The following is a 23,681-nucleotide window of genomic DNA, read 5'->3' on the forward strand; positions in this document are numbered from 1 at the left end:
GGAAGCCTGCCGGCTGCTCCCCGCAATCGCTTAGCCGCCTATCCGGCCGGTGCTCAGTTCTACCTCCGCTGGCTTCAGCTCAGCGAGCGGTCGCGGCCGTGACAACCGATAACCCTGGCCAAAGTGAATGCCCAGGGTGCGGACTTTCCTGAGGGTTTCATCGTTCTCGATAAAGGTGGCGACGGTTTCCTTGCCAGCGGTTTCGGCAATACGGTGCAAAGCATCCACCATAATCTGCTGCACCGGATCACGTTCCAGATCGTTCATGATGCGCCGGTCCAGTTTGATGATGTCCACCGGCAGGTTGGCGGCCAGGCTGTAGCTTTCCACGGATGCCCCCGCTCCTTCCAGGGCCACCCGGCACCCCGCCCGGTGCAGGGCATCACATAACACGGCCACCTCATCCGGATACTGAGTGGCATGGGATTCGCGGATCTCCAGGCAGAAACAATGGGCCTGGAACGGGGTTTGCCGCACCTGTTGCCCCATGAAATCGGCGAAGGTGTCATCCAGGATGGTGGCCAGGGACAGGTTGAAGCCACAGTACTTCAGCCGTGGTTCCAATAACCGGTGCTGGCTCAGCCACGCCAGGGTTTGCCGGATAACCTGTCGGTCCAGGCGTTTGGCCAGGTCAAACCGCTCTGCCACCGGCAGGAATTGCTCAGGCAGCAGGGGGGCATCGTCACCCGTGCCCGGGACCCGGCACAGGATTTCAATATGGTCACCCCAGGTGACGCTGGCCACCGGCTTGAGGGATTGAAACTCGAGAATCAACTCGCCGTTATCCAGTGCCTGATGTAACTGTTCAAGCTGGCTGTCGGTGCCCCGATTGGCCAGCTCGCCAGGCAGGGCCTGGGCGGTGTGGATGCGGTTACGGCCGGAGGTCTTGGCGGTGTGGCACAGGTCGGCGGCCTGGGTCAGTAATTGTTCAGCCTGTTCCGGAGCATCGTTTCCGAGCATCAGCAGACCACCGCTGGCGGTGGTCTGTAGCTGCCGGCCCTGCCATTCAAACTGGAACTGGGCAATCTGCTCCCGGATTTCCTCGGCAATCTTACGGGCCCTGGGTTCCGGGCAGTTTTCGATGAACAGGGCAAAGGTATCTCCAGAAAGCCGGGCCAGGGCGTCCCGCTGGCGCACCCGCAGCCCGAGCATGCTGGCCAGTTCGCGCAGATAGCGATCGCAGGTGCCGCTGCCGGCCTGCTCGTTGAACTGCTCAAAACTGTCCAGGTCAATCAGCAGCAGGCCATCCATCGACTGGCGTTTGTGCTTGTGTTTCATGGCCCGCTCCAGATGTTCGACAAAGGAACGCCGATTCATCAGGCCGGTCACCGGGTCATGGCGCATGCGATAGTCACCGCTGCCGCTGTGCTGTACACGGTTGCTGATGTCCCTGGCAACGTGCACAGCACCGATCACTTCGCCTTGTAGGCCCTGGATATTCTGGAAGTGGAATTCGTAGACCGGCAGGCCTTCGCCCTGGCGGTTCAGGGGCATCTCTGCCACGAAGTGTTCCCGGTCAAAGGCCCGTTGCCACAGGCGTTCGATCATGCGCCGTTCGTTGGTGAAGTCGGCGAGCAGGGTTTTGAGGTTGTCGCCAGGTTTGGGTACTGCGCCAAAAGCGGTTCGGAACTGCTCTGCCCAGGGGGCGTTGAAGTGCAGCAGGTTCATGCTGGTGTCGACAGCCACCACCAGGTCTGGCGTGGCACTGGCGGTTGCTTCCAGAATTCTCTGAGCCTGCTGCCGGGCGTGATCGTGCAGCATGGCTTCACTGTGGTTGACCATCACGCCACCGAGTTTCTGGATCCGGCCGCCACTCTTCAGGGCTCTGCCAGACAGGATGACCCGCTGCAGGCGTTGTCTGCTGGTCAACACCGACAGCTCCATGCTGAACGGGCGGCCTGTCCGCATGCAGCGTCGGAACAGGGCGCGCACCCGGTTCTGGCCGGTCTGGCAGTAAAACAAGGCCTGCTCCGGTGACAATTCGGTGCCGGGGCGTAACTCCAGCAAACGGTAAATGCCTTCAGACCAGTTGATCTCGTTGGAGGTCATGTCCAGTTCCCAGAGCCCGAAACCTGCGCCCTGTTCGGCCAGTCTTAACAGGCGGTCGTCCATGTCGCCGCTGTCCTTGAGGGAAATGGCGGCATTGGCGGCCTGGTCTGAATCACGCATTTCCATGCGCAAACCGAGAATGGCGGTAAAAAAGAAGCCATCCTTGTGGCGGAAGGTCACCAGCACGGTCTGGCCGTTGTCCAGGTGATGGCGGTGAGCCGGGGCAAAAGGGTCGTCCTGTCGGGAAGCGAGTATGCGCTGCACAGGTTGTCTGATCAGTTCCCCGGCGTCGTAACCGAACATGGCCTCGGCATGGCGGTCGACGTGGGCAATGCGGCCATCTTCATCCACTCTGAGCAGGGTGGGCTGAATGACAGGCCCGGACAGGTCCGGCCGATAGCGTTGAATGATAAACTCTTTCACAGCACAGGTGCCCCTTCAGGAGGTGCCGGTTCCGGTCCTTGCCGAAATCCGGTCATCCTTTTATTTTTTTTCCGGTTTTGCCACGATTCGTTCATCATACTGACTATCTGATCGAAAATAACCACTTGCCGGAGCCCTCTTGACCGTTCTCGCACCGCCCATCGTTCTCGATTTTGAGGATGGCATCGACCGGAAAACCCTGCGGCGGCTGCGGGACCGGTTTCTGCTGGTCAATCGGCAGCGTTGGGAGCGGGCCTGTTCGGCTCTGACCTATCGGCAGCAGGTGGTGCTTGAACTCCTGCCACTGGCGTTTCATCTGAATCACCCCGCCCTGCCGGGCTATCTTGATGGCAATTGTCCGCAGGGCCTGGCCGGCTATACCCCGGGTAACGATGTGCTCAGCTCCGCACGCCGTTTTGCCCGCAGCTTCAGCGTGCGTGACCAGGGGCTGCGCAAAGCCGATCTCGACAGCCTGTTCCTGATGGGCAGTCCCGGCACCCTGGGGCACTCGGTTGCCAGTGACCTCGATGCCTGGCTTTGTCATCGGGAGGATTTGCCCGAACAGGGCATCCGCAGCCTGGAGCGCAAGGCTGAAAAGCTGTCGCAATGGGCGGCAACGCTAGGCGTTGAGCTCCACGTGTTTGTATTCTCCGCCAGCGATTGGCGGGCCGGCAGGCAGCGGGCCGAGGTCACCGGAGAGAACTGTGGCAGTGCCCAGCACTTTCTGTTGCTGGACGAGTTCTACCGGACAAGTATTCACCTGGCGGGGCGTTACCCACTCTGGTGGCTGATCCCGTCGGAGGCTGAGGCGGACTACGAGGAATGCCGTCGGCGGTTGGTGGAGTGCCGGTTCATCAAGGCCAGCGAGTACGTTGATTTTGGCGCCGTACCGTCGATTCCGGATGAGGAATTCCCCGGCGCCGGTATCTGGCAGCTATACAAAGGCATCGACGCGCCCTGGAAGGCCATTCTCAAGTTGTTCCTGATTGAGTGTTACGCCACCGATATCAGTCAGCCATTGTTGTCAGCCAGCTTCAAACAGGCGGTCTATCAGGGCCAAACCAGTGCTGATGTGCTGGATCCGTACGTCATGCTGTATCAGCGCCTGGAGCAATGGCTGTTGGCCAGTGGCGCTCCGGAACGCCTCGACCTGGTGCGCCGGAGCCTTTACCTGAAAGCGGGATTGCCCCTGACCCGGGCTGGAATGGCCGGGGACCAGTGGCGAATCGATTTGCTGCGGCAATTGGTGCAACAGTGGGAATGGACCGAAGACCGGCTGAGTGCCCTGGATGACCGCCAGCGCTGGCGGGCGGAAGATGTGACGGGCCTCCGGCGGACCATCGTAGCCGAACTCACCCACAGTTACCGCCTGTTATCTCGAATGGCCCGGGAACAGCGCACCCAGGCGGCCATTAGTGCCAATGATATCAACCTGCTGGGCCGCAAACTCTACGCAGCCTTCCAGCGCAAGGCGGGAAAGATTGAACTGGTCAACCCCGGCCTGGTGCCGTCGCTGGCGGAGGAAAACCTGTCTTTTCACCACCAGTCCGAGCAGGGAGGGGAAGGCGACGGTTGGTTGCTGTACCGGGATCTTGAAGATCCCTCTGATGCATTCTGGCAACCGGTGATCCGCCGTGCCGGCAATCTGGCGGAGCTGCTGGTGTGGTGTTATTGCAATGGCCTGTTGCACCGCTCAACCCGGCTGAACGTGCGTGCGGGCAAAAGTGTTGCCTCGGTGGCCGAGCTGAAAGACATTGTAGAGGTGTTGTCGGGCTTTCTGCCCATGCCTATGGCTCCGGCGCCCCGGGAAGCGTTGTCCCGAGGCGTGCGCCCGCTGAAAAACCTGCTGCTGATTAATGTCGCTGTGGATCCGCAAGCCCACCTGACCGAACGTGGGCTGCACAAGCTCAGTGCCCGTTCCGATTCCCTGGGGTTCAGCGGTGGTCGCGATAACCTGGTGCTGACCATTGATCAGATTACCCTGAACAGCTGGCATGAGATCAGCCTGCAGCACTATGCCGCCGGAGATACCCTGATCCAGTGCCTGAAGAACGTCCTGGCTCAGGTGGCCATGAATCCGGCCGAGCTGCCAGAAATGCGCGTGGCGGCCCCCAGTCGGGGGCATGGCAGCGCCATTGCTCGGCGGGTGCGTGAGTTGTTCGGGGATGTGCTGCGCCAGTTCTTTGCCGGTGGCACCGGACCACACCCCTTGCGTTACATCATTGAGATGGATCATCGCTATTTCCTGCTGCAGTTCAGCGGCCGTGAGCCCGGGTTTGTCGCCCTGGACAGCCGTGAAGCGCTGCTGGCCGCGTTGTTGCAGCCGCAGGATCAGTATCTGCCAATAGTGCCGGACCGCCATGCCCTGCGGGACGAGCCGGTGCTCAAAGCGGTCTGCGCAGCGTCCGAAGCGGGCAATATCCAGGTGTTCTGGTTGCTTCAGGGTGAGCGTGGCCAGCTCTGGGTTGTCGATGAGCATGGCAGTTTGTGGACCCGATCGGTGCGGGCGGGGCACCGCAATCACTTGCTCGGACCGTTGATGCGCTTTTTGGAGAATCTGGTAGAACGGCGTCTGTTGCGCCAGGCGGATAACCTGGACCCGGCGGGCGGTATCCGTTGTTACGAGATGGTGCGCCGTGACGGTCGCTGGCTCGCCGAACTTCGGCCCTACCAGAGCACCATGGCGCTGCCTTCGGGGCTTGAAGTGCAGGCAGTGGGCGTTCAGCAGGGTGACAGCACTCTGCGGTTCGATATTTACTGCAATGATCAGGAATTCAGTGTGCAGGAATACGGAGACCGGCTGATTCCCGCCGTCGCCCATTACATCCGTTCGCTGCGCCAGAGTGGCGAATCTTATCCGGTGTACCTCACCGATCTGCATCTGCCCCATGATCTGGACCCGCAGTTGTATCAACGGGATATCCAGACGGGGCAGTCACTGTATTACCGAACAAGCCTGGAAGACGCTCTCAACAGTTATCTGCCATAAGCCATCGGGTCCCTCGCGACAGGGGGCGGGTGTCGGGTATACTTCGGCCATTATTCACTCAGGGGTATGGGTATGCAGGTTGGATCATCTCGCCGACCGTGGGCGTTTGCGATGCTAGTGCTGTTGCTGCTTGCCGGTTGTGGCCAGAAAGGCCCACTGTACCGGGACGCACCGCAAGCAGAGCCGGCCCAGGCCGAGCAGACTGACGAGCGCTCCGACACCGACGAGGCGCCGGAGCGCTGATCGGCCAACCCTGCAGGAACCCATCCAGATATTCAGGATCAACATGGATCACTTCAATTACCGCAACGGCGAACTGTACGCCGAAGATGTTCCGGTGGCGTCAATTGCTGAGCGTTTTGGCACCCCGGCTTACGTATATTCCCGGGCCACCCTTGAGCGCCACTACCGGGCCTATGACAGCGCCCTGAGTGGCCGACCGCACCTGGTGTGCTATGCCGTCAAGGCCAATAGTAACCTGGCGGTACTCAACGTGCTGGCCCGCCTGGGTGCCGGTTTCGATATTGTTTCTGCCGGTGAGCTGGAGCGGGTGCTTCGTGCCGGTGGTGATGCCGCCAGGGTAGTGTTCTCCGGCGTTGGCAAACAGGAATGGGAAATGAAGCGCGCGCTGGAAGTCGGTGTACGCTGTTTCAATGTTGAGTCTGACACCGAGCTGGACCGTCTGAATGAAGTGGCCGGCGAGCTGGGCGTGAAGGCGCCGGTATCGCTGCGTGTGAACCCGGACGTCGATGCCGGTACCCACCCTTACATTTCCACCGGGCTGAAAGAAAACAAGTTCGGTATCGATATCGCCGAGGCCCCCCAGGTCTACGCCCGCGCCGCAGCCTTGCCGAACCTGGATGTGCATGGTGTGGACTGCCACATCGGTTCCCAGCTGACGTCTGTCTCGCCGTTCCTGGATGCGCTGGACCGGGTGTTGGTGTTGATTGATACCCTGGCGGATCAGGGTATTCACATTCGTCACCTGGACATGGGCGGCGGTCTGGGCGTGACCTACAATCAGGAACAGCCCCCGCAGCCTGCGGATTATGTCAAGGCTCTGGCCGGGCGGCTGGGTGATCGGCAGCTGGAACTGATCATGGAGCCCGGCCGTTCCATTGCCGCCAATGCCGGCATATTGCTGACCCGGGTCGAGTTCCTCAAGTGCACCGAGCACCGTAACTTCGCGATTATCGACGCCGCCATGAACGATCTGATCCGCCCGGCCCTTTACAGCGCCTGGCAGGCCATCATTCCGGTCCAGCCCCATCAGGACAGCGAGGAAAAAGCCTGGGACCTGGTCGGGCCGGTGTGCGAAACCGGCGATTTTCTGGGCAAGGATCGCAAACTGCGGTTGAAAGCGGGCGATTTGCTTGCGGTTCGGTCAGCCGGTGCCTACGGTTTCGTTATGGCGTCCAATTACAACACCCGTAACCGCCCACCGGAACTCATGGTCGATGGTGATCAGGTGCATGTGGTGCGCCGCCGGGAGACTCTGGACGATCAGCTTGGCCCTGAAAGTTGCCTGCCGGAATGAACGGGGAGCAAGAAATGAATCCGCAAAGACGGGGCCAGGGGCCGTTGCTCCGGTTTACCAAGATGCACGGGCTGGGGAACGACTTTATGGTGGTGGATGCCATCAGCCAGCCTTTCCGTCTGCGCCCGGAGTTGATCCGGGAGCTGGCGGACCGGAACTTTGGTATCGGCTTCGACCAGTTGCTGGTGGTCGAACCGCCGGGTCTGCCTGATGTGGATTTTCGCTATCGTATTTTTAATGCCGATGGTTCGGAAGTGGAGCAGTGCGGCAACGGCGCCCGCTGCTTTGCCCGGTTTGTGCGTGACCAGCGCCTGACCAACAAGCGGGTGATCCGGGTACAGACTGCCAAGGGCGTGATCGAGCTGAAAATCGGCAAGGATGGCCTGGTGATGGTTAATATGGGCGTGCCGGAACTCAATCCACCCGCCATTCCCTTCGCCGCGGACTGTCAGAAAAACGTATACACCGTGGATGTCGACGGCCAGACCGTCGAACTGTCGGCGGTCTCCATGGGCAACCCCCACGGGGTGCTGGTGGTAGACGACGTCGACACGGCGCCGGTGGCCACCCTTGGGCCCATGCTGGAGAAGCATGCCCGGTTTCCGGCCAGGGCCAATATCGGTTTCCTGCAGGTTATCGATCGAAACCATGCCCGCTTGCGGGTATTCGAGCGTGGTTCCGGGGAAACTCTGGCCTGCGGCAGCGGTGCCTGTGCGGCGGTGGTGGCCGGCCAACTGCGTGGGTTGCTGGATACCCGGGTGGAGGTGGAGCTACGGGGCGGCCGGCTGGTGATCGAATGGCAGGGTGATGGGTCCCCTGTTATGATGGAAGGCCCCGCTAAAACGGTATTTGAAGGTCAGCTTCGGCTTCCGGGCGATCCCCAGCCCAGGCGTCGCAGAAGTCCGCGAACCAACAAAACAAGGTCCTGACGGCTCAGGAGAACACGATGACAGAACAAACGGCCCGCCAGAAGGCCGGCGAACTCACCCGGGAGCAGGTGGCCGATTATCTTCGGGCCAATCCTGATTTTTTTCTGGATCAGGACGAGCTGCTGCGCAGCCTGACTCTGCCCCACGACAGTGGCCGGGCCATCTCGTTGGTGGAACGCCAGGTTCATCTGTTCCGTGAGCAGCGGGATACCCTTCGCCGAGAACTGGTGGAGTTGGTATCGATAGCCCGTCATAACGACCGGCTGTTCGAGAAAAGCAAACGGTTGCTGATGCAGGTGATTGAAGCCAAGTCACTCAACGACATGGCCGCTGCCATTGACGACAGCATTCGCGGTGATTTCGGCCTGGATGCTGCTTCGGTGTTGCTGTTCAGTGATTCGGCGCAACCGGAAAAAGGCGAGGGAGCCCTGCACATCGTCAACTCCGTTCAGGCCCGGGAGCGCCTCGGTTCGTTGTTGGAGGGCGACCGTGCGGTGTGCGGCCAGTTCCGTGAAAGCGAGCGGGAGTTCCTGTTCCCGGACCGGGATGAGCCGATTGCCTCGGTGGCCCTGGTGCCACTTCGTCACGAAGGTCTGGTTGGCGTTTTTGCTGTCGGCAGCTGCGCACAGGGCTATTTTGACCAGAGTATGGGGTCGCTGTTTCTCAGCTACATCAGCGATACCCTGAGCCGTCTGTTGCCTCCCATGCTTGATCGTTATCGCACAGACGCCCCGGTGTCTGGCCTGGCTGTGGAGAGTGGCCAGGGGTGACCGGGCTGGCGACGGACACCCGACCACCCGAGGCGATGGCCGCCCCGGTGGTTGCGTTTGTCCGGCATCTCGCCACCGAAAAGCGCCATTCCCCCCGCACCTGTGATCACTATCAGCGAGACATCGATCGTCTGGTCGCCTGGCTGATCGAAGTTGACATTCCGGCCTGGTCAGAGCTGACGATCCACGACATCCGCCGCTACGTGGCGCGGCTGAGCAGAGACGGGTTAAGTGGCCGGAGCATTGCCCGGCACCTGTCTGCCATTCGGCGTTTCTATCAGTTCCTGCTTCGGGAAGGGCTTGCCCGGGACAACCCCGCTCTGGACGTCCGGGCCCCCAAGAGCGGTCGCCGGCTACCGAAGGTGGCCGACGTTGACCAGATCAGTCAGCTGCTGGACATCAATCCGGACGACCCCCTGGAAATCCGCGACCTGGCCATGTTCGAGCTGATGTATTCTTCCGGTCTCCGTTTGGCAGAACTGGCCGGCCTGAGCCTGCCCGCTCTGGACCTGAAAGGCCGGGAGGTGCGCGTTCTGGGTAAAGGTAACAAGGAGCGCATTCTGCCGGTCGGCGGCAAAGCCGTCGCGGCTCTGAATCAATGGCTGGCCCACCGCACCGCCATGGCTAACGAGGGCGAAACCGCGGTATTCGTCAGTCAGCGGGGCGGTCGCCTGAGTCAGCGCAGTATCCAGGCCCGCCTGGCCCGCTGGGGTATGGTGCAGGGCGCCGACCAGCGCCTGCATCCGCACCTGCTGCGGCACTCCTTCGCCAGCCATATGCTGGAGTCCAGCGGTGACCTGCGTGCGGTACAGGAACTGCTTGGCCATGCGGACATCGCCACCACTCAGGTCTATACTCATCTGGACTTTCAGCACCTTGCCCGGGTTTATGACCAGAGCCATCCCCGGGCGCGTCGCCGTTCCAACAACAATACCAACCGCAAAGACAATGATCATGCCGGTTCTTGAGGGAGTGTTTCATGGCATCTGAGGAGTCCTGGAAAGATAAGTATCTCCGGGAACTGGACGAGGCAGAGCAGCGCGAAAAACAATGGCTGGCCGAGCGCAACGTGCTTGAGCGCATGCTGGTGCGAACCAGTCTGGCCTCGGAAGGCCAGACGCCAGAACTGGATAACCTGCTTAACCGCCTGAGATCCGATCTGCGTAAGCAGAAATTTGATGTTGATGCCTGGAGAAGCCTGCAGGATCAGATTGATAAAGCCATCACCCGGCTTGATGAGGCCGAACCGAAGAGCCCCGAAAGCTCTGCACAGCCTGCTGTTCCGGTGCAACAGATTGGCGGCGAGCACGATATTGCCGGAGATGGCCATCGGCTGAGAATTGCCCGCCGCGTTGGCCAGTTGTTAGGACAGCTGTTGAACCAGGTCAGTCTGGATCCGGAGGCTGAGTCCCAGGCCAGAACGCTGCAACAGACACTGTTATCCAGTAACGATTGGGAAATCCTGCGGGAAGGCCTTGATCAGGTCGCTGAACTGGTGATCGAGGCGGTTACCCGAAGCCAGCGGGAGTTTGAGACCTTCCTCAAGCGCCTGGACGAACGCCTGGAAACCCTGCGCCAGCATTTTTCGGAACAGTCTGATGCTCAGGCCTCCAGACAGGATGACACCGCTACTCTGGATCGGGAGATTCGGGAGGAACTGGGCAGGGTGTCCGAAGATATTCGCAGCAGTATGGACCTGCAGAGCCTCAAGCAGTCTGTGAGCCAGCGCCTCGAATTCATCGGCGGCGCTCTGGAGCGATTCCGCACGCGGGATGCCGAACGGGAAGAATTGCTGGCGCAGCAACTCAGTACCATGCAGGAGAAAGTTGCCGCCATGGAAGCGCACTCAGAGCAGATGCAGGCCCAGGTTCGAAGGGAGCGGGAACGGGCAATGACCGATCTGCTGACTCAGTTGCCCAATCGGGAAGCCTGGCAGGAGCGCCTTGCGTTTGAATACAACCGCTGGCAGCGTTACCGGCATCCGCTCAGTGTGTCTGTGATTGATATCGACCTGTTCAAGAAAATCAACGATTCGTTTGGCCATAAAGCCGGTGATCGGGTGCTGCAACTGGTAGCTCGGGAGATGAAAAGCCGGCTGCGCAGCACCGACTTCATTGCCCGGTTCGGTGGTGAGGAATTCGTGTTGCTGTTGCCGGAGACCGGACTGGAGGCTGCCCGGGACGTGGTTGAGCAGTTTCGTGAGCATGTCGGCAAACTGCCCTTCCATTTCGGTGGCAAACCGGTCTCTATCACCTTTTCTGCCGGGGTATCCGAATTCCGGGACGGTGATACCGAGGATGCCGTGTTCGACCGTGCCGACCGCGCCCTGTACCAGGCCAAGGATGCTGGCCGCAATCAGGTAATGGTGGATTGACGGCGCTGTTCAGTGTCGCAGCAGGGCGTCCAGTTCATCAATAATTTCTGCCCAGTCGCTATCTTCTTCCAGTCCTTCCTCAAGAAATTGCGACTGGCTCTCGGACCAGAAAGGTGCGTCCTGAATGGCAATCTCCGAGGGCAGAGGGGAATGCCGCGCCACAAAACTCTCGATGCTGCCCTGTTCTGAAGGCAGGCCAAGTTGTTCAAACAGAGTGCTCAGCGTGTGTTTGCTGGTGTCCATAAGACCGTTTCCCCTTTATATGTTGAGGCAGTATGAAATCTTCCACATTTGCAGGTATTGTTCCCTGAAATGTAGTGGAACCACCGAGGATATCCAGTGAAGTCTCTTCCACAGCTAATGTATGGCCTCTTGTTTGTCCTGATTCAAGGGGTCGTGTGGGCGGAACCACCCCAGGCCTCACCGGCGCCGGTTCTCGGCGCTGCAGACCTGGAGTGGTTAGGCCAGCAGGAACGCTTTCGGGTGGCTGTAACGCAGAGTCAAGTGCCGCTGGTATTTGATACCGGGGAGGGTTCGCTGGCGGGCATCTGGATTGATTACCTTGCGCGCTTGTCGGACAAACTTGGTGTGCCGGTGGAGCCCTTTATGGCCAGTGATCAGGTGGACGACGCCGACCTGGTTCTGACAACCCGTATTCCAGGCTCACCGGTTATTCCCGGCCTTCGGCATACTTCACCAATGATGTCGCTGACCTATGGCATATTCGTAAATGCCGGCGACGCCGCCTACCGGACGCTTTCTGATCTGGAATCGGCTAACGTCGCGATTATTGGTGGCGACCCTAACCAGTTCCCTTTGCTGGACCCGATAGATAACTTTTCACCGGTTCCGGTCGCCAGTCTTGGAGAGGCCATCAGCCTGGTCCTGTCCGGTAAGGCTGACGCCTTCCTTGGGCCGGTGCCGGTAGTCTCGGATTACCTGGAATCGGCCATGATCAATGGCGTAGGTCTGGCGGTTCTGCTGGATAATCGCCCGGTAGACGTCGTATTGCAGGTGCCGACCAGCCATGATCGTTTGTTCCGGGTATTCGACCGGGCCATTCAGGCACTTAGCCACAACGAACACCGGGATATTCGTCAGTCCTGGTTGCAGGCGAACATGCCCGCCCTGGAAGGCCGTGGCGTGGCCCTGACCACTTCAGAGTTGGAGTGGCTGAAACGTCATCCGGGGTTGAAAGTGGGTATGCGTGGCGATTGGCCGCCGTTTGAGTTTGAGCAGGATGGCCGCCCGGCGGGCCTGGCGTCTGACCTGGTTAAACGGCTGGAGGAGAATCTGGACGTCCGCTTCAATCGGGTTATTGCCGGCTCCCGACAGTCGGCCGAGGAAATGCTGAAAGCGGGCGAGGTGGATATTCTGCCAGGCATGTCCCGTACACCCCGAACCGAGCAGGAGTTCCTGTTCACCCGGGCCTATGTGTCGGTGCCGATTGCCCTGGCCATTCGGGACACCGGCCGGTTCATTGGTGACCTGAGAGAGCTACGGGATGAGCGGGTAGGTGTGGTCAACCGCCAGGCCAGTCACGACTATCTGTTGATCAATCACCCAAACCTGGACCTGTACCCGCAGAAAACCGTGGAAGAGGGGCTTCTGGCGCTATCCAACGGCGACCTGGATGTCATGGTTACCCACATTCCGGCGGTGAGTTACACGGTTGCCAGGCTGGGCCTGTCAAACCTGCGGATCACCAGCATCACGCCCTACCAGTATGATCTTCGGCTGGCGGTCAGCAAAGACAACCCGGTTCTTCACCGAATCCTCAACAAGGCCCTGAGCAGTCTGCCGGCCTCGGAAACCGAGGCGGTGTATAACCGCTGGATACATCTGGATATCGAACAGGAAACCGACTACACGGTGGTCAGGCGCATCATTCTGATTGCCATTGTGGTGGTGCTGATCTTCCTGTATTGGAACCGCAAGCTATCGCTGGAGGTAGACGAGCGAATTCGGTCAGAGAATGCCTTGCGGCGCAGTGAAGACGAACTGCGAGCGGCAAAGCTTGAGGCCGAACGTCTGGCCCGGGAGGCGGAGACCGCGAGCAGGGCCAAGAGTGAGTTCCTGGCGAATATGTCGCACGAGATAAGAACGCCGATGAACGCGGTCATCGGCTACAGCGATCTGCTCTACAATTCGGTGACTGATCCCCAGCAGCGCAACTACCTGAATGCCATTCGCGCAGGCAGCCGCAGCCTTCTGATGCTGATCAACGACATTCTGGACCTGTCACGCATCGAGGCCGGCAAAATGCGCCTCGACTTTGGTCCGGTCTCGGTTCGCCGGCTGCTCAGTGATGTCCGGCATATCTTTGATCTACGGGCCACCGAGCAGGGTATTACCCTGGAGGTGAGTGTGGGCTCCGGTATGCCCTCGGCAATGATGCTGGATGAAACCCGGTTGCGCCAGGTGTTGTTCAATCTGGTGGGTAATGCCATCAAGTTCACTCACCAGGGTGGCGTGACAGTGCGGGCCGTGGCAAAGGAGCTGGAGGAATCCACCGGCAAGGAGGCAGATATTCGCTACTACCGGTTAAAAGTGACCGTGGCCGACACCGGCATTGGCATTGCGCCGGATCAGCAGGATCGCATTTTCGATGCCTTTGAGCAGCAGGAGGGACAGAGCTCCCGGCGGTATGGTGGCACCGGTCTGGGCCTGGCCATCAGCCGAAAGCTGGTGGAAATGATGGGCGGTGAACTGACGGTCAAGAGTGAGCCGGATGCAGGGTCTACCTTTACCCTGGTCCTGCCCCGGGTTGAGGCCACCGTTGAGCAGGCTGAGGATGACGGAGCACCGGAGGAGGCTGAGCGGTTGCTGGCGCAGACCATGAGTATGCAGGAGCGAGGCTGGCTACGAGAGAAACTGGCGGAAGACTTCGGTGACCAGTGGCAGGATGTTCGAGAAAGCGGCGATCCGGAACAGATGAAGGACTTTGCACTACGAATTTTAGAGTGGGGGCAGCGCCATCGTTCGCCGTCGGTCACCAGCTATGGTGAAAAACTGCTGGCGGATGTGGAGGCGTTCAATCTGGATGCAGTCAACACGGCACTGGACGCCTTTCCCAAGTTGCTGGGCCAGCGTTGAGCTGGCCAGCGGCTCAGAGGCAGTCGAACTGGGATTTTCGGTCGAACGCCACCGATACCATGTCGTAGCCGGAGTCTGACAGGGAGCGAATCAGCTCGCGGTCCTTCAGCAGGGTCATGCAAACTTTGTGAACACTGGCCTGAAGCTGTTCAACTGCCGGATTCTGGCCGTTGAGCCGGAAGTCAACGATCAGATATTTCCGGTCTACGGCTGCCCGTTCGGGTATGTCTTCCCGTTCCACGCTTTCAAAGCCGATATAGGTCGCTTCCTGTTTGGAAAACACCTGGCTCATCAAGACGTCAAGATTTTCGGCGTGTACCTGGCTGGCAGCCAGCGACAGCACAACCGCAGGGGCAAGGGCGTAGAGTCTGGTGCGCATAACAGGCACTCCCGAAAACGTATAAGACACATTCCATGTAACCAAGTGTAAAGTTTGGTTACGGTTGATTATTGCAGAGCGTGTCGAAAATTTCGTCACTTATGCCGGGTATTTTTCAATTGTTTGCATTTCGGACGTATTTCCGGGCAGCCAGGCCATCTGCCGCTTTTGCCGGCCTGCCGTCAGGCTGGTTTTCCGCTATCATGAAGCCAGAATCATTGGGAAAGTGAGAGGAATAGCCATGTTCCAGCTTGTATTCAAGGGTGAGTGCGCACCGGGCACTGATGTGGAAACCGCCCGCAATAACGCACGGAGCCTGTTCAAGGCCAGCGTTGAGCAACTGGACCGTATGTTCAGCGGCCAGCCAGTCGTTATTCGTAACAAGCTGGAGCAGGTTCAGGCGGAAAAGTACCAGGCGGTATTGCGCAAGCATGGCATGCTTGCTCACATTCAGCCGATGGCCGGGGCGGCGCCTGCTCCCAAACCTGTGCCCACTCCCCCAGCTACCCCGGAAGCGGCTGAAGCGCCGCCTGCCCCGCCGAAACCAGCCACTGGAAGCAGGGTGCCTGCCACCGAGCCGGGAGATCGCCTGCCGGTGGCCGGCGAAAAAGTGGATGATATCCTGGCTGGCTCAGGCCTGACTCTGGACCCGGTCGGTGTCACCCTCGTGGAACATGAAGATCCGGAAGCGCCGATGTTCGAGCACCTGGACGACTGGAGCCTGGCGCCTCCGGGCTCAGAACTGGGCGTACAGCGGGATTTGCCCCCGCCCGTGGTACCCGACGTTTCTCACCTTTCCCTGGCCGACGATGATAAGCACCGCGACAAGAGCTAAACGGGGTTTGCCAGGTTGTCGGTATTATCTGTTCCTGTTGGTTATTCTGGCCCCCCTGTTGTGTGCGCCCGTACTGGCATCGGAACCCTCAGAACGCCCGAAAGTTGGGCTGGTGCTCAGTGGTGGTGGTGCCAAAGGCATGGCCCATGTGGGTGTTCTTAGGGTTCTGGAAGAAATGCGGGTGCCGGTGGATGTGGTGGTTGGTACCAGTGCTGGCTCTGCAGTGGCTGCACTCTACGCGTCAGGCATGTCGGTTTCCGAGATTGAGCAACGGTTCCTGGAGCTGGACTGGTTATCCAGCTTCCGTGACGACCCCGGCCGGGCTTTCAAGCCGGTCAGGCGCAAAAAGGACGATTGGCGCTTGCCACTGGTTCCCGGCCTGGGGGTGAGCACGACGGGTGTACATCTGGGCGGAGGCCTCGTCACCGGTCAGAATCTTGGTTTTATCCTCAATGAACTCACCCGCAATGCGGCTCTGGTCGACAATTTCGACCACTTGCCCATTCCTTATCGGGCGGTGGCCACCGACCTTGAAACCGGAGACGAGGTGGTTATCGGTGACGGTAATCTCGCTGAGGCAATTCGGGCCAGCATGAGTATTCCCGGCGTTTATGCGCCGGTTGAGCGCAACGGTCGGTTGTTGGTAGATGGAGGCATTGCCAACAACCTGCCGGTCAGCGTGGCCCGGGACATGGGAGCCGATCTGATCGTTGCCGTGGACATCACCGATCCGATGATGAGTGCGGACCAACTGCGGGAGGCCCTCTCGGTGGTGGGGCAACTGACCACCCTGATAACCCGCAGAAACACTGACGCCCAGTTGGCGATGTTGACCGAGCAGGACGTGTTGGTTCACCCGGACCTAGAAGGCTTTGGCTCCGCCGATTTTTACGATGCCCCGGTCCTGTTTGAGTTGGGTGCCACCGCCGCCCGTGACCATGCGGTCGCCCTGAACCGGCTGTCTGTGTCAGAGGCGCAATGGGCGGCTTATCAGTCGCGCCGGGCTGCGGGCAGTTGGGTGCCAGGGCCGGTGGTTCGGGTTGAGATCGCCCAGGGTGAGCGCCTTGCGACCGACTTTCTGAAGGAGAGAATTCGCCAGCAGCCGGGCGAGGTCCTGGGTGTGCAAGAGCTTGAGGCAGATCTGAAGCGTATCTATGGCCTCGGCTATTACGAATCGGTGGGCTGGTCGCTGGCACCCGCGGAAGAGGGTGCGGTCCTGGTGGTCCGGGCACGGGAGAAAAGCTGGGGCCCGAACTACCTGTCATTCGGGCTCAACTATGAGGACAACTTTGAGGGTGACACCCGCTTCAATCTGGCGGCTGGCCTGCGCATGACCGAGCTCAACCGGCTAGGTGCCGAATGGCTGACCGGTGTCCAGTTGGGCACCCAACCCTGGGTCCGGAGCCAATGGTACCAGCCGCTAACCTACGGATATGACCGGTTTGCCGTTGTCGGCATGGAGTATCGTCGGGATGACTACAGTATCTATGATCAGGGCCGGCGCATTTCGGAAGTGGATGTTACCTTCCGGCAAGTGGACCTGGCCCTGGGTATGGAGCTCGGAGGCAACGGCGAAATCCGGCTGGCCTACGTCCGTGGCTACGCCACGGTTGAGGACGAAGTGGGCGTTCCGGTTGCACCCGCTGACAATGTTCATCAGGGGCACGTTAGCCTGCAGTTGGTGCACGATTCCCTGAGCGATGCTTTCTTCCCGAAATCCGGTGCCTTTGCCGGGATCCGAGGGCGGATTGAACGGGAAGACCTGGGTTCAGATAGGCATTTTGATGGTGTGACAGCCATGCTCCTGGGTACGGGTACCTGGGAACGCTTCAATCTGACCGGTCTGTTGTATACCCGCCAGATTCTCAGCGGGGATGCCGGTATCGAGAATGCCGCCCGACTGGGTGGTTTTCGCCAGCTCTCCGCCTACGCACCAGGAGAAATCACCGGCAACGACGCCGTGTTGGCGTCTGTATACGGCCGGCGGGAATTCGGAGGTCCAGTCATGCCCTGGTTTGCCGGTGCCGGTTTTGAAACCGGCAACGCCTGGGACAGTATGCGTGATGCCCGTTGGGGCGATACGGTGCGGTCCTGGAGTGCTTTTGCCGGCGTGGACACCCTGTTTGGGCCGGTACAGCTGGCCGCTGCCTACAATAACGAGGATAACTGGACGGCCTACCTGAACATTGGTTTCTCGTTTACCCAGTTGTTCTACTGAACAGCAGCCAGCGCCAGCCTCAGCCCACGTTGATGGCGGCCAGAACCTGCTCGCATTGCTGGAGCGCATAACGGTGCAGGATGTCTGCCAGGGCGGCTTCGTCCCGGTTACCAATGGCGCGAATGGACTCTTCCATGTGCACCAGGTTGTCTTCCAGCACCTGGGTGCCGCCCTGGCGAAAAGCAACAAACGCACAGCGTTTGGCGGAGGGCCAGAGATCGTCAATGGCGGAGACAATAAAGTAGTTGTCCGCATACACCAGCGATGCCTGGGTGTATTCAATGCCCAGTTCCAGAAATGCCATCAGGTCATTCTTCTGGTAACAGTCCTTCATCTGCTGGTACAGGCTTTCAAGCCGTGCCATGTCCTCCGGTTGCCACTGCCGTACCAGTTTTTGGCCGGTGTGGGTCAGGTACAGCTCGAGAATTTCATAGAGACTGCGGACAAAGTGCTCATCAAGCGGGGTAACGAACGCGCCCTTGCGCGGCACATTACGGACCAGATGCCGCTTCTCCAGCAGTAACAGCGCCTCGCGGATAGATCCATGACTGACGTCCATCTCCTTGGCCATGGCGCTCTCGTAGATGCGCTCACCGGATCTCAGTTGTTCAAAGGCAATCAGGTTTTCAATATGGCGGGCGACTTGTTCAGTCAGGGTTTCTCTGGGCTTGAATGCGTTCATGGATTATCTGTTTACAGCAGGTGAACCGTCGGAAAGTCCATGGTCGCACAATGTTTTTACCGGAGCCAGAATAACCGCTACAGCAACGGTGCCAGCAGTCGCACCGCGCGACAGCTGAGTCGGAAGAGGATGGAACGGTCCTGGTAGTCCCGTTCAGTCATTCTCTGGCAGTACTCAAGATCTTCCCGGAGCATGGTATCGACCGAGCGGACGAAATCCCCGTTGGTGTTCACCGCCGTTATCTCGAAGTTCAGGCGCATGGAACGATTGTCCAGATTGGCTGTGCCGACGGCAGCATAGCGGTCATCCACCAGCACCACCTTCTGGTGCATGAAGCCGGGCTGGTAGCGATAGATCCCGATGCCGGCCTGGCTGGCCTGCACGAGGTAGGAGTACGCCGCCAGGCGAATAAGCCGGTTATCGGTTTTTTCCGGAATCAGGATGCGAACGTCCACCCCACGCAAAGCCGCGAGCTGAAGGGCATTCATGATCTGGAAGTCTGGAACAAAATAGGGCGATGCGATCCAGATTCGGGTGCGGGCGTTGTTGATGCTGTTCAGGAAGAACAGTGTGCAAGTCTCCCAGGTGTCTGCCGGCCCGGTGGGCAGGACCAGAACCTGCTGGTCACCGCCGGTGTTAAAGCTCGGGTGCCAGTCCAGTTCCGGGCGGATATTGCTGGCCCAGTGCCAGTCTTCCAGCCACGCCAGTTGCAGACCGGTTACGGCGGGCCCCTCAATGCGACAGTGGGTGTCACGCCAAGGCTCCTGGTCCATCGCCGTGCCCAGGTATTCGTCGCCGAGGTTGATGCCGCCAACAAAGCCCACCTTGCCATCGCATACCAGCAATTTCCGGTGGTTCCGGAAATTGATCTGGAACCGCCGGCGGCGAACGTTACCGTTACCAAAGGAGGCAATGCGCGCGCCGGCGGCCGCCAGTTCCTTCAGCCAGCGTCGGGACAGCAACACGCTGCCGATGTCGTCGTACAGGAACCACACCTCGACACCCTGCGCCAGCTTGCGTTCCAGAATTGCCTTGATGCGTTGCCCCACCTTGTCTGAACGCACGATGTAGAATTCCAGCAGAATGTACCGGCGGGCATCTTCCATGGCTTCGAACAGGGCTTCGAATGTTGCTGAGCCGTCTCTCAGCAGAGTGCATTGGTTGCCGCTGGTAAACGGCTGCCGGCTCAGCTTGCACAGTACCTGAAGCTCGTCGCTGAAATGTTCGTGGCCGGGGTTGGAGATAGACGTGGTCTGCTTCTCGAACTGGTCCAGCAAGGTGGTCAGGGACTGGTCTCCCATCCGGCGCGCTTTGACGTAACCGCCAAAGCGGCTGCGGCCAAACAGCAAAAACAGTGGCACCGCAATGTAGGGCAGGCCCACCAGCGCGATGATCCAGGCAATGGCTCCCTGTGCCGTTCGATAGCTGAGCAGAATCCGGTAAATGCAGGCGAGTGCCGCCAGGTAGAGGGCGGCAAGGGGGATGGCCAGGAGCGAAAGGTTGTCCGGGGTCATTCGTTGCGTTCCTGGTGGTTTGCCCGGAACTGGGCGGGTGCCACGCCGGTCCAGCGCTTGAAGGCCCGGCTGAAGGCGCTGAGCTCGGAAAAGCCGAGTAGAAAGGCAATTTCCCCCAGGGCGTACTGATCGTCGGCCACATATCGGAGAGCTTTGTCCTGGCGCACCTGTTCCACCAGATCATGAAAGCTCAGTCCCTCCTTCTTCAGCTTACGGTAAAGAGTCTGCCGGCTCATGTGGCATTGCCGGGCCAGGGTGTCGGCATCAATGCGATCGGTGGCCATCTGCCGTGAAATCAGGCGGCGAACCTTGCGGCTGAATGACTTTCGCGTTTGCAGGCGGGCCAGCACCGTATTGACCTGCTTTAGAACAGCGGAATAGACATACGGGTTGCGGTGGGGAATCGGGTGCCCGAGGTGCTGGCTGGAGAACGCCATTCTGGTGATGCCCGTACCAAAAATAACCTGCCCGCCAAACAGTTTCCGGTACTCGCCGGCATAGCTGGGTTCCGGGTGGGCTATCTCAAGCCAGTCGGCCTTAATACCCCGGTGAATAAAATGGCGGGTTCTGCACAGGGCGGCCGCCAGGGTGCGGTCCATGTCCTGGCGACTGTAGTGGTCGGGGTGGTCCGGCTGCCAGGTCAGAATGGCCTGATCGGGCGTCTGCTCAAAACTCAGGGTAACGGATTCGTTGATCAGCCGGTGTAAACGCACATACTGCACCACAGCCTCGCCCAGGGTGTCGCAGTTGAAGAATACATGGCCCACCAGCCCCATCCGTTCCGGGTCAACCACCTGCCCGGCGTGCAAGCCAACGCCGGGGTCTCCGGTCAGTTGTTCCGCAAGATCCCAAAGCTGGTAGTGAGTGCTGGCGGGAATGCGCAAATCCGGATCTTCCAGCGCCTCGAGGCTAAGGCCGGCGAGGGCTTCTATCCTCTGGCGATTCAACAGCCCGAGCGTATCCAGGTAATGCACCAGCGCCAGGGTGCTGGAGGCGGCAACCTGCGGGGTATCCGCTGGGTCTTTTTGCGCGTGCATGCCGATGGCTGGCTCCGGATGGTCGAGTGTTAAGGTGATACAAAATGTCAAACGATCGGCACAGCCAGTCAACGGCTTGCCACACGTTCAACGATAGCATGGTCGTCATAAGGTTGAAGTAGCCAATAGGCAAAATGGAGGTGTTGTATGGAACGGGAAATCTTTGTACCCCATAACGAAGCCGAGCGTAAAAACGTTTTGGCACTGGCGGAATATCTGGACAGCATCTTTTACTGCTGAGCTGTCCGTCGTAATGTCTGTGACCTTCTGGCCGGGATGATCCCGGCTTTTTTCTGCCTGCGGTTTGCCTGCCTAATTTCCGCTTGCCCCCGACTCTGGCGATGGTAGTGTATCCGGTTCAACCCGATAACCGGAGGCTGTCAGCGTATGAGCGTGGAACTGAATCATCGTATTACCGGCCAGGGCGAGCCCCTTATCCTGCTGCATGGACTGTTCGGCTCCCTTGAGAATCTTGGAGGTATCGCCCGTCGTCTGGAAGACGGCTGGCAGATTCACGCCCTCGATCAGCGCAATCACGGCAACTCGCCGCACACCGACGACATGGATTACCCGGCCATGGCGGCCGACGTGGTGGCCTACATGGACGCCCGGAATATCGACAAGGCCTGGGTGCTGGGTCATTCCATGGGCGGTAAGGTGGCGATGCAGGTGGCCCTGGGTTATCCGGAGCGGGTCAAGGGCATCATCGTGGCGGACATAGCACCGGTCACCTACAAAGCCCGACACGATGCGGTTCTGGATGGCATGAAAAACCTGGACCTGGCTGGCGTAACAACCCGCCAGGAAGCAGACAAGCGCCTGGCCGAATTCGTTGAGATTCCGGGCGTGAGGCAGTTCCTGCTGAAAAACCTGGAGCGCCTGCCGGCGGGGCAGGCCGATGATGGGAATCCGCTGTTTCGTTGGCGCCTGAATTTGCCGGTGATCGACGCCTGTTATCAGAAACTGGCCGCTGCGCCGGAGGGTGATGGCCCATACAACGGCCCGGTGCTGTTCATCAAAGGCGCTGATTCCGCCTATATACAGAGCAAACATCAGGACACCATCCGCCAACTGTTCCCGGCCGCCGAGCTCAAGATAATCGAAGGTACCGGGCATTGGCTGCATGCAGAAAAGCCCGATACCTTTGCGGCTTTATGTCGTCGTTTTCTCGGATCCTGACGGCCCGTCCTGCGTTGCCAGAAACCCGGTAATGTCTGCTAAGGTTAGGGTGCTTCGCTATTGCCTTCTGGCTAACAGTCACCAATGGATCGTGCGCACATGATGAAATGGTTGTTGATAGGCCTGCTGATCATCTTTCTGCTGCTGGGCAGCTTCCTGCTCACACCGTCGCCAGTTGACAGCAAGGCCTGGGATGCACCATCACCGCCTGCCATGACCGGTGTGTTGGCGCCCAATGAACGCCTGCGCCTGGCCGATCTGCTGGCCCGGGGGCAGGTCTATGGTCCGGAAGATACCACCGTTGATGATGATGGTGTTCTCTATACCGGTACCCAGGACGGCAAGATCGTTCGGGTGTTTCCGGACGGTACCGTCGAGAATTGGCTGGAAACCGGCGGGCGGCCACTGGGTATGGTGTTCGATGCCCAGGGCAACCTGATTGTCGCGGATGCCTGGAAGGGTCTGCTGTCTATCTCGCCGGAGGGCACGATGTCGGTTCTGACCCGTGAGGCCGAAGGTACGCCGTTCCGGTTTACCGACGACGTGGACATCGCGCCGGACGGCCGCATCTACTTCACAGACGCCAGTTCCCGCTTTCGTCAGCCGGATTACATCCTGGATCTGCTGGAGATGCGACCCCACGGCCGCTTGCTTCGCTATAACCCCCGTACCCGCCGTACCGAAGTCCTGCTGGCCAACCTGCATTTTGCCAACGGCGTAGCGATTTCACCGGCCGGTAACTATGTGCTGGTTAACGAGACTTGGAAGTACCGTATCCTGAAGTACTGGATCACCGGGCCCAGGGCCGGCCAGGCCGAAGTGTTTGCGGACAACCTGCCAGGCTTCCCCGACAACCTTGCGGTGGATGCCGAGGGCCGATATTGGGTGGCGTTCCCGACGCTTCGCAATGCCCAGGTGGACAGTATGCATCGCAAGCCATGGCTGAAAGATCTGGTGGCCAAGTTGCCGGACAGCCTAAAGCCCCAGCCACAGGAGTACGGGCTGGTTGTTGCCTTTGATGCCAGCGGACAGATGATTACCAGCCTGCACGATACCCGTGGCAGCCACCTTCAGGAAATCACCTCGGTGAATCCCCACGAGGGCGTTCTATACTTTGGTTCACTTCACAATGACCGTATTGGCCGGCTACCGTTGCACGCTATTCCCGGCCTTGGAGAGCAACCATGACACAGGCGCTGAACTGGGACTTGCCTGACCCGTTTACCATGACCATCACCGTGCGCCCGGAGGACACCGATCGCCTCGGCCACGCCAATAACGTGGTGTACGTGCGCTGGCTGGAAGAGGTGAGCTGGCAGCACATCGAGAGCCTGGGCATGACCTGGGCCTTGCATGAAGAAACCGGCAAGGCCATGGCGATTACCCGCACTGAGCTGGATTACCTGGCCTCTGCCAATGCCGGAGACGAACTGGTGTTGGGGACCTGGCTGACGGACTGGGATGGTCGTTTCCGCTCGGCTCGCCAGTTTCAACTGATTCGCCCGGCCGACGGCAAAACCTTGCTGCGGGGGCTTTCTACCCATGCCTGTGTCGACATGAAATCCCAGCGGCCAGCCCGGGCGCCCAAGGCCTTCGCCGAGATTCTTGGCGGCGCGCTGGTTGCCGGCGGCCGTGGCCTGCCCGGGTGAGGCCGGGCCAGTAAAATTCTG

At 59.7% G+C, this 23,681-nt stretch carries 19 protein-coding genes; 13 read left to right on the plus strand and 6 right to left on the minus strand.

What is annotated here, in order from left to right; all coding sequences use genetic code 11:
- Positions 1 to 30 precede the first annotated feature (30 nt).
- Positions 31 to 2,472: an EAL domain-containing protein gene (locus ABIE59_RS12505; RefSeq protein WP_354447335.1), complete on the minus strand. Its 2,442-nt coding sequence runs from the start codon at positions 2,470 to 2,472 to the stop codon at positions 31 to 33.
- Positions 2,473 to 2,611: 139 nt separating this feature from the next.
- Between ABIE59_RS12505 and ABIE59_RS12510 the strand changes: the two genes are divergently transcribed.
- The 7 genes from ABIE59_RS12510 (at position 2,612) to ABIE59_RS12540 (ending at position 11,071) form a co-directional block, all read left to right on the plus strand.
- The gene (locus ABIE59_RS12510) at positions 2,612 to 5,461 is read left to right on the plus strand and encodes a class I adenylate cyclase (protein WP_354447337.1); all 2,850 of its coding nucleotides are present in this window, start codon (positions 2,612 to 2,614) and stop codon (positions 5,459 to 5,461) included.
- 72 nt (positions 5,462 to 5,533) lie between these two features.
- A complete protein-coding gene (gene lptM / locus ABIE59_RS12515; protein WP_354447339.1) occupies positions 5,534 to 5,704 on the plus strand; it encodes an LPS translocon maturation chaperone LptM in 171 nt (56 codons plus the stop codon).
- A gap of 43 nt (positions 5,705 to 5,747) precedes the next feature.
- Positions 5,748 to 6,998 carry a diaminopimelate decarboxylase gene (lysA, locus tag ABIE59_RS12520; protein WP_354447341.1) on the plus strand — a complete coding sequence of 417 codons (1,251 nt, stop codon included), beginning with the start codon at positions 5,748 to 5,750 and terminating at the stop codon, positions 6,996 to 6,998.
- Positions 6,999 to 7,012: 14 nt separating this feature from the next.
- Positions 7,013 to 7,927, plus strand: coding sequence for a diaminopimelate epimerase (gene dapF, locus ABIE59_RS12525; protein ID WP_354447343.1), 915 nt, complete (start codon positions 7,013 to 7,015; stop codon positions 7,925 to 7,927).
- Positions 7,928 to 7,944: 17 nt separating this feature from the next.
- A complete protein-coding gene (locus ABIE59_RS12530; RefSeq protein ID WP_354447345.1) occupies positions 7,945 to 8,697 on the plus strand; it encodes a DUF484 family protein in 753 nt (250 codons plus the stop codon).
- 35 nt (positions 8,698 to 8,732) lie between these two features.
- Positions 8,733 to 9,665: a tyrosine recombinase XerC gene (xerC, locus tag ABIE59_RS12535; RefSeq protein ID WP_354447462.1), complete on the plus strand. Its 933-nt coding sequence runs from the start codon at positions 8,733 to 8,735 to the stop codon at positions 9,663 to 9,665.
- Between the two features lie 11 nt (positions 9,666 to 9,676).
- Positions 9,677 to 11,071 (plus strand): diguanylate cyclase, encoded by a 1,395-nt coding sequence (locus ABIE59_RS12540; RefSeq protein ID WP_354447347.1) that lies wholly within the window; start codon positions 9,677 to 9,679, stop codon positions 11,069 to 11,071.
- Positions 11,072 to 11,080: 9 nt separating this feature from the next.
- On the opposite strand, the gene ABIE59_RS12545 is transcribed toward ABIE59_RS12540, so the two are convergent.
- Complete coding sequence (locus ABIE59_RS12545; RefSeq protein ID WP_354447349.1) at positions 11,081 to 11,314, minus strand: DUF2789 domain-containing protein; 234 nt, start codon at positions 11,312 to 11,314, stop codon at positions 11,081 to 11,083.
- Between the two features lie 117 nt (positions 11,315 to 11,431).
- Between ABIE59_RS12545 and ABIE59_RS12550 the strand changes: the two genes are divergently transcribed.
- Positions 11,432 to 14,167: an ATP-binding protein gene (locus ABIE59_RS12550; protein WP_502915363.1), complete on the plus strand. Its 2,736-nt coding sequence runs from the start codon at positions 11,432 to 11,434 to the stop codon at positions 14,165 to 14,167.
- A 13-nt stretch (positions 14,168 to 14,180) separates the two neighbouring features.
- Here the strand turns inward: ABIE59_RS12550 and ABIE59_RS12555 are convergent, their stop codons facing one another.
- Positions 14,181 to 14,546, minus strand: coding sequence for a hypothetical protein (locus tag ABIE59_RS12555; protein WP_354447353.1), 366 nt, complete (start codon positions 14,544 to 14,546; stop codon positions 14,181 to 14,183).
- A 241-nt stretch (positions 14,547 to 14,787) separates the two neighbouring features.
- Here ABIE59_RS12555 and ABIE59_RS12560 point away from each other — a divergent pair, with 241 nt between their 5' ends.
- On the plus strand, positions 14,788 to 15,381 hold the full coding sequence (locus ABIE59_RS12560) for a hypothetical protein (protein WP_354447355.1): 594 nt from the start codon (positions 14,788 to 14,790) through the stop codon (positions 15,379 to 15,381).
- Between the two features lie 7 nt (positions 15,382 to 15,388).
- Positions 15,389 to 17,599, plus strand: a complete 2,211-nt coding sequence (locus ABIE59_RS12565) for a patatin-like phospholipase family protein (protein WP_354447357.1) — start codon at positions 15,389 to 15,391, stop codon at positions 17,597 to 17,599.
- 19 nt (positions 17,600 to 17,618) lie between these two features.
- Here ABIE59_RS12565 and ABIE59_RS12570 read toward each other — a convergent pair whose 3' ends face one another.
- The 3 genes from ABIE59_RS12570 to ABIE59_RS12580 all read right to left on the minus strand — a co-directional run bounded on the left by ABIE59_RS12570 (position 17,619) and on the right by ABIE59_RS12580 (position 20,832).
- The gene (locus ABIE59_RS12570; protein WP_354447359.1) at positions 17,619 to 18,281 is read right to left on the minus strand and encodes a GntR family transcriptional regulator; all 663 of its coding nucleotides are present in this window, start codon (positions 18,279 to 18,281) and stop codon (positions 17,619 to 17,621) included.
- Between the two features lie 77 nt (positions 18,282 to 18,358).
- Positions 18,359 to 19,795, minus strand: a complete 1,437-nt coding sequence (gene cls / locus ABIE59_RS12575; RefSeq protein WP_354447361.1) for a cardiolipin synthase — start codon at positions 19,793 to 19,795, stop codon at positions 18,359 to 18,361.
- Positions 19,792 to 20,832, minus strand: a complete 1,041-nt coding sequence (locus ABIE59_RS12580; protein ID WP_354447363.1) for an AraC family transcriptional regulator — start codon at positions 20,830 to 20,832, stop codon at positions 19,792 to 19,794. The genes cls and ABIE59_RS12580 overlap by 4 nt, the downstream gene beginning before the upstream one ends.
- 387 nt (positions 20,833 to 21,219) lie before the next feature.
- Between ABIE59_RS12580 and ABIE59_RS12585 the strand changes: the two genes are divergently transcribed.
- From ABIE59_RS12585 to ABIE59_RS12595, 3 genes are all read left to right on the plus strand, one after another.
- Positions 21,220 to 22,011 carry an alpha/beta fold hydrolase gene (locus ABIE59_RS12585; protein WP_354447365.1) on the plus strand — a complete coding sequence of 264 codons (792 nt, stop codon included), beginning with the start codon at positions 21,220 to 21,222 and terminating at the stop codon, positions 22,009 to 22,011.
- 99 nt (positions 22,012 to 22,110) lie between these two features.
- Positions 22,111 to 23,199 (plus strand): SMP-30/gluconolactonase/LRE family protein, encoded by a 1,089-nt coding sequence (locus ABIE59_RS12590; protein ID WP_502915364.1) that lies wholly within the window; start codon positions 22,111 to 22,113, stop codon positions 23,197 to 23,199.
- A complete protein-coding gene (locus ABIE59_RS12595; RefSeq protein ID WP_354447367.1) occupies positions 23,196 to 23,660 on the plus strand; it encodes an acyl-CoA thioesterase in 465 nt (154 codons plus the stop codon). The genes ABIE59_RS12590 and ABIE59_RS12595 overlap by 4 nt, the downstream gene beginning before the upstream one ends.
- Positions 23,661 to 23,681 lie beyond the last annotated feature (21 nt).

Source organism: Marinobacter sp. MBR-99, assembly GCF_040547575.1.
Taxonomy (GTDB): domain Bacteria; phylum Pseudomonadota; class Gammaproteobacteria; order Pseudomonadales; family Oleiphilaceae; genus Marinobacter.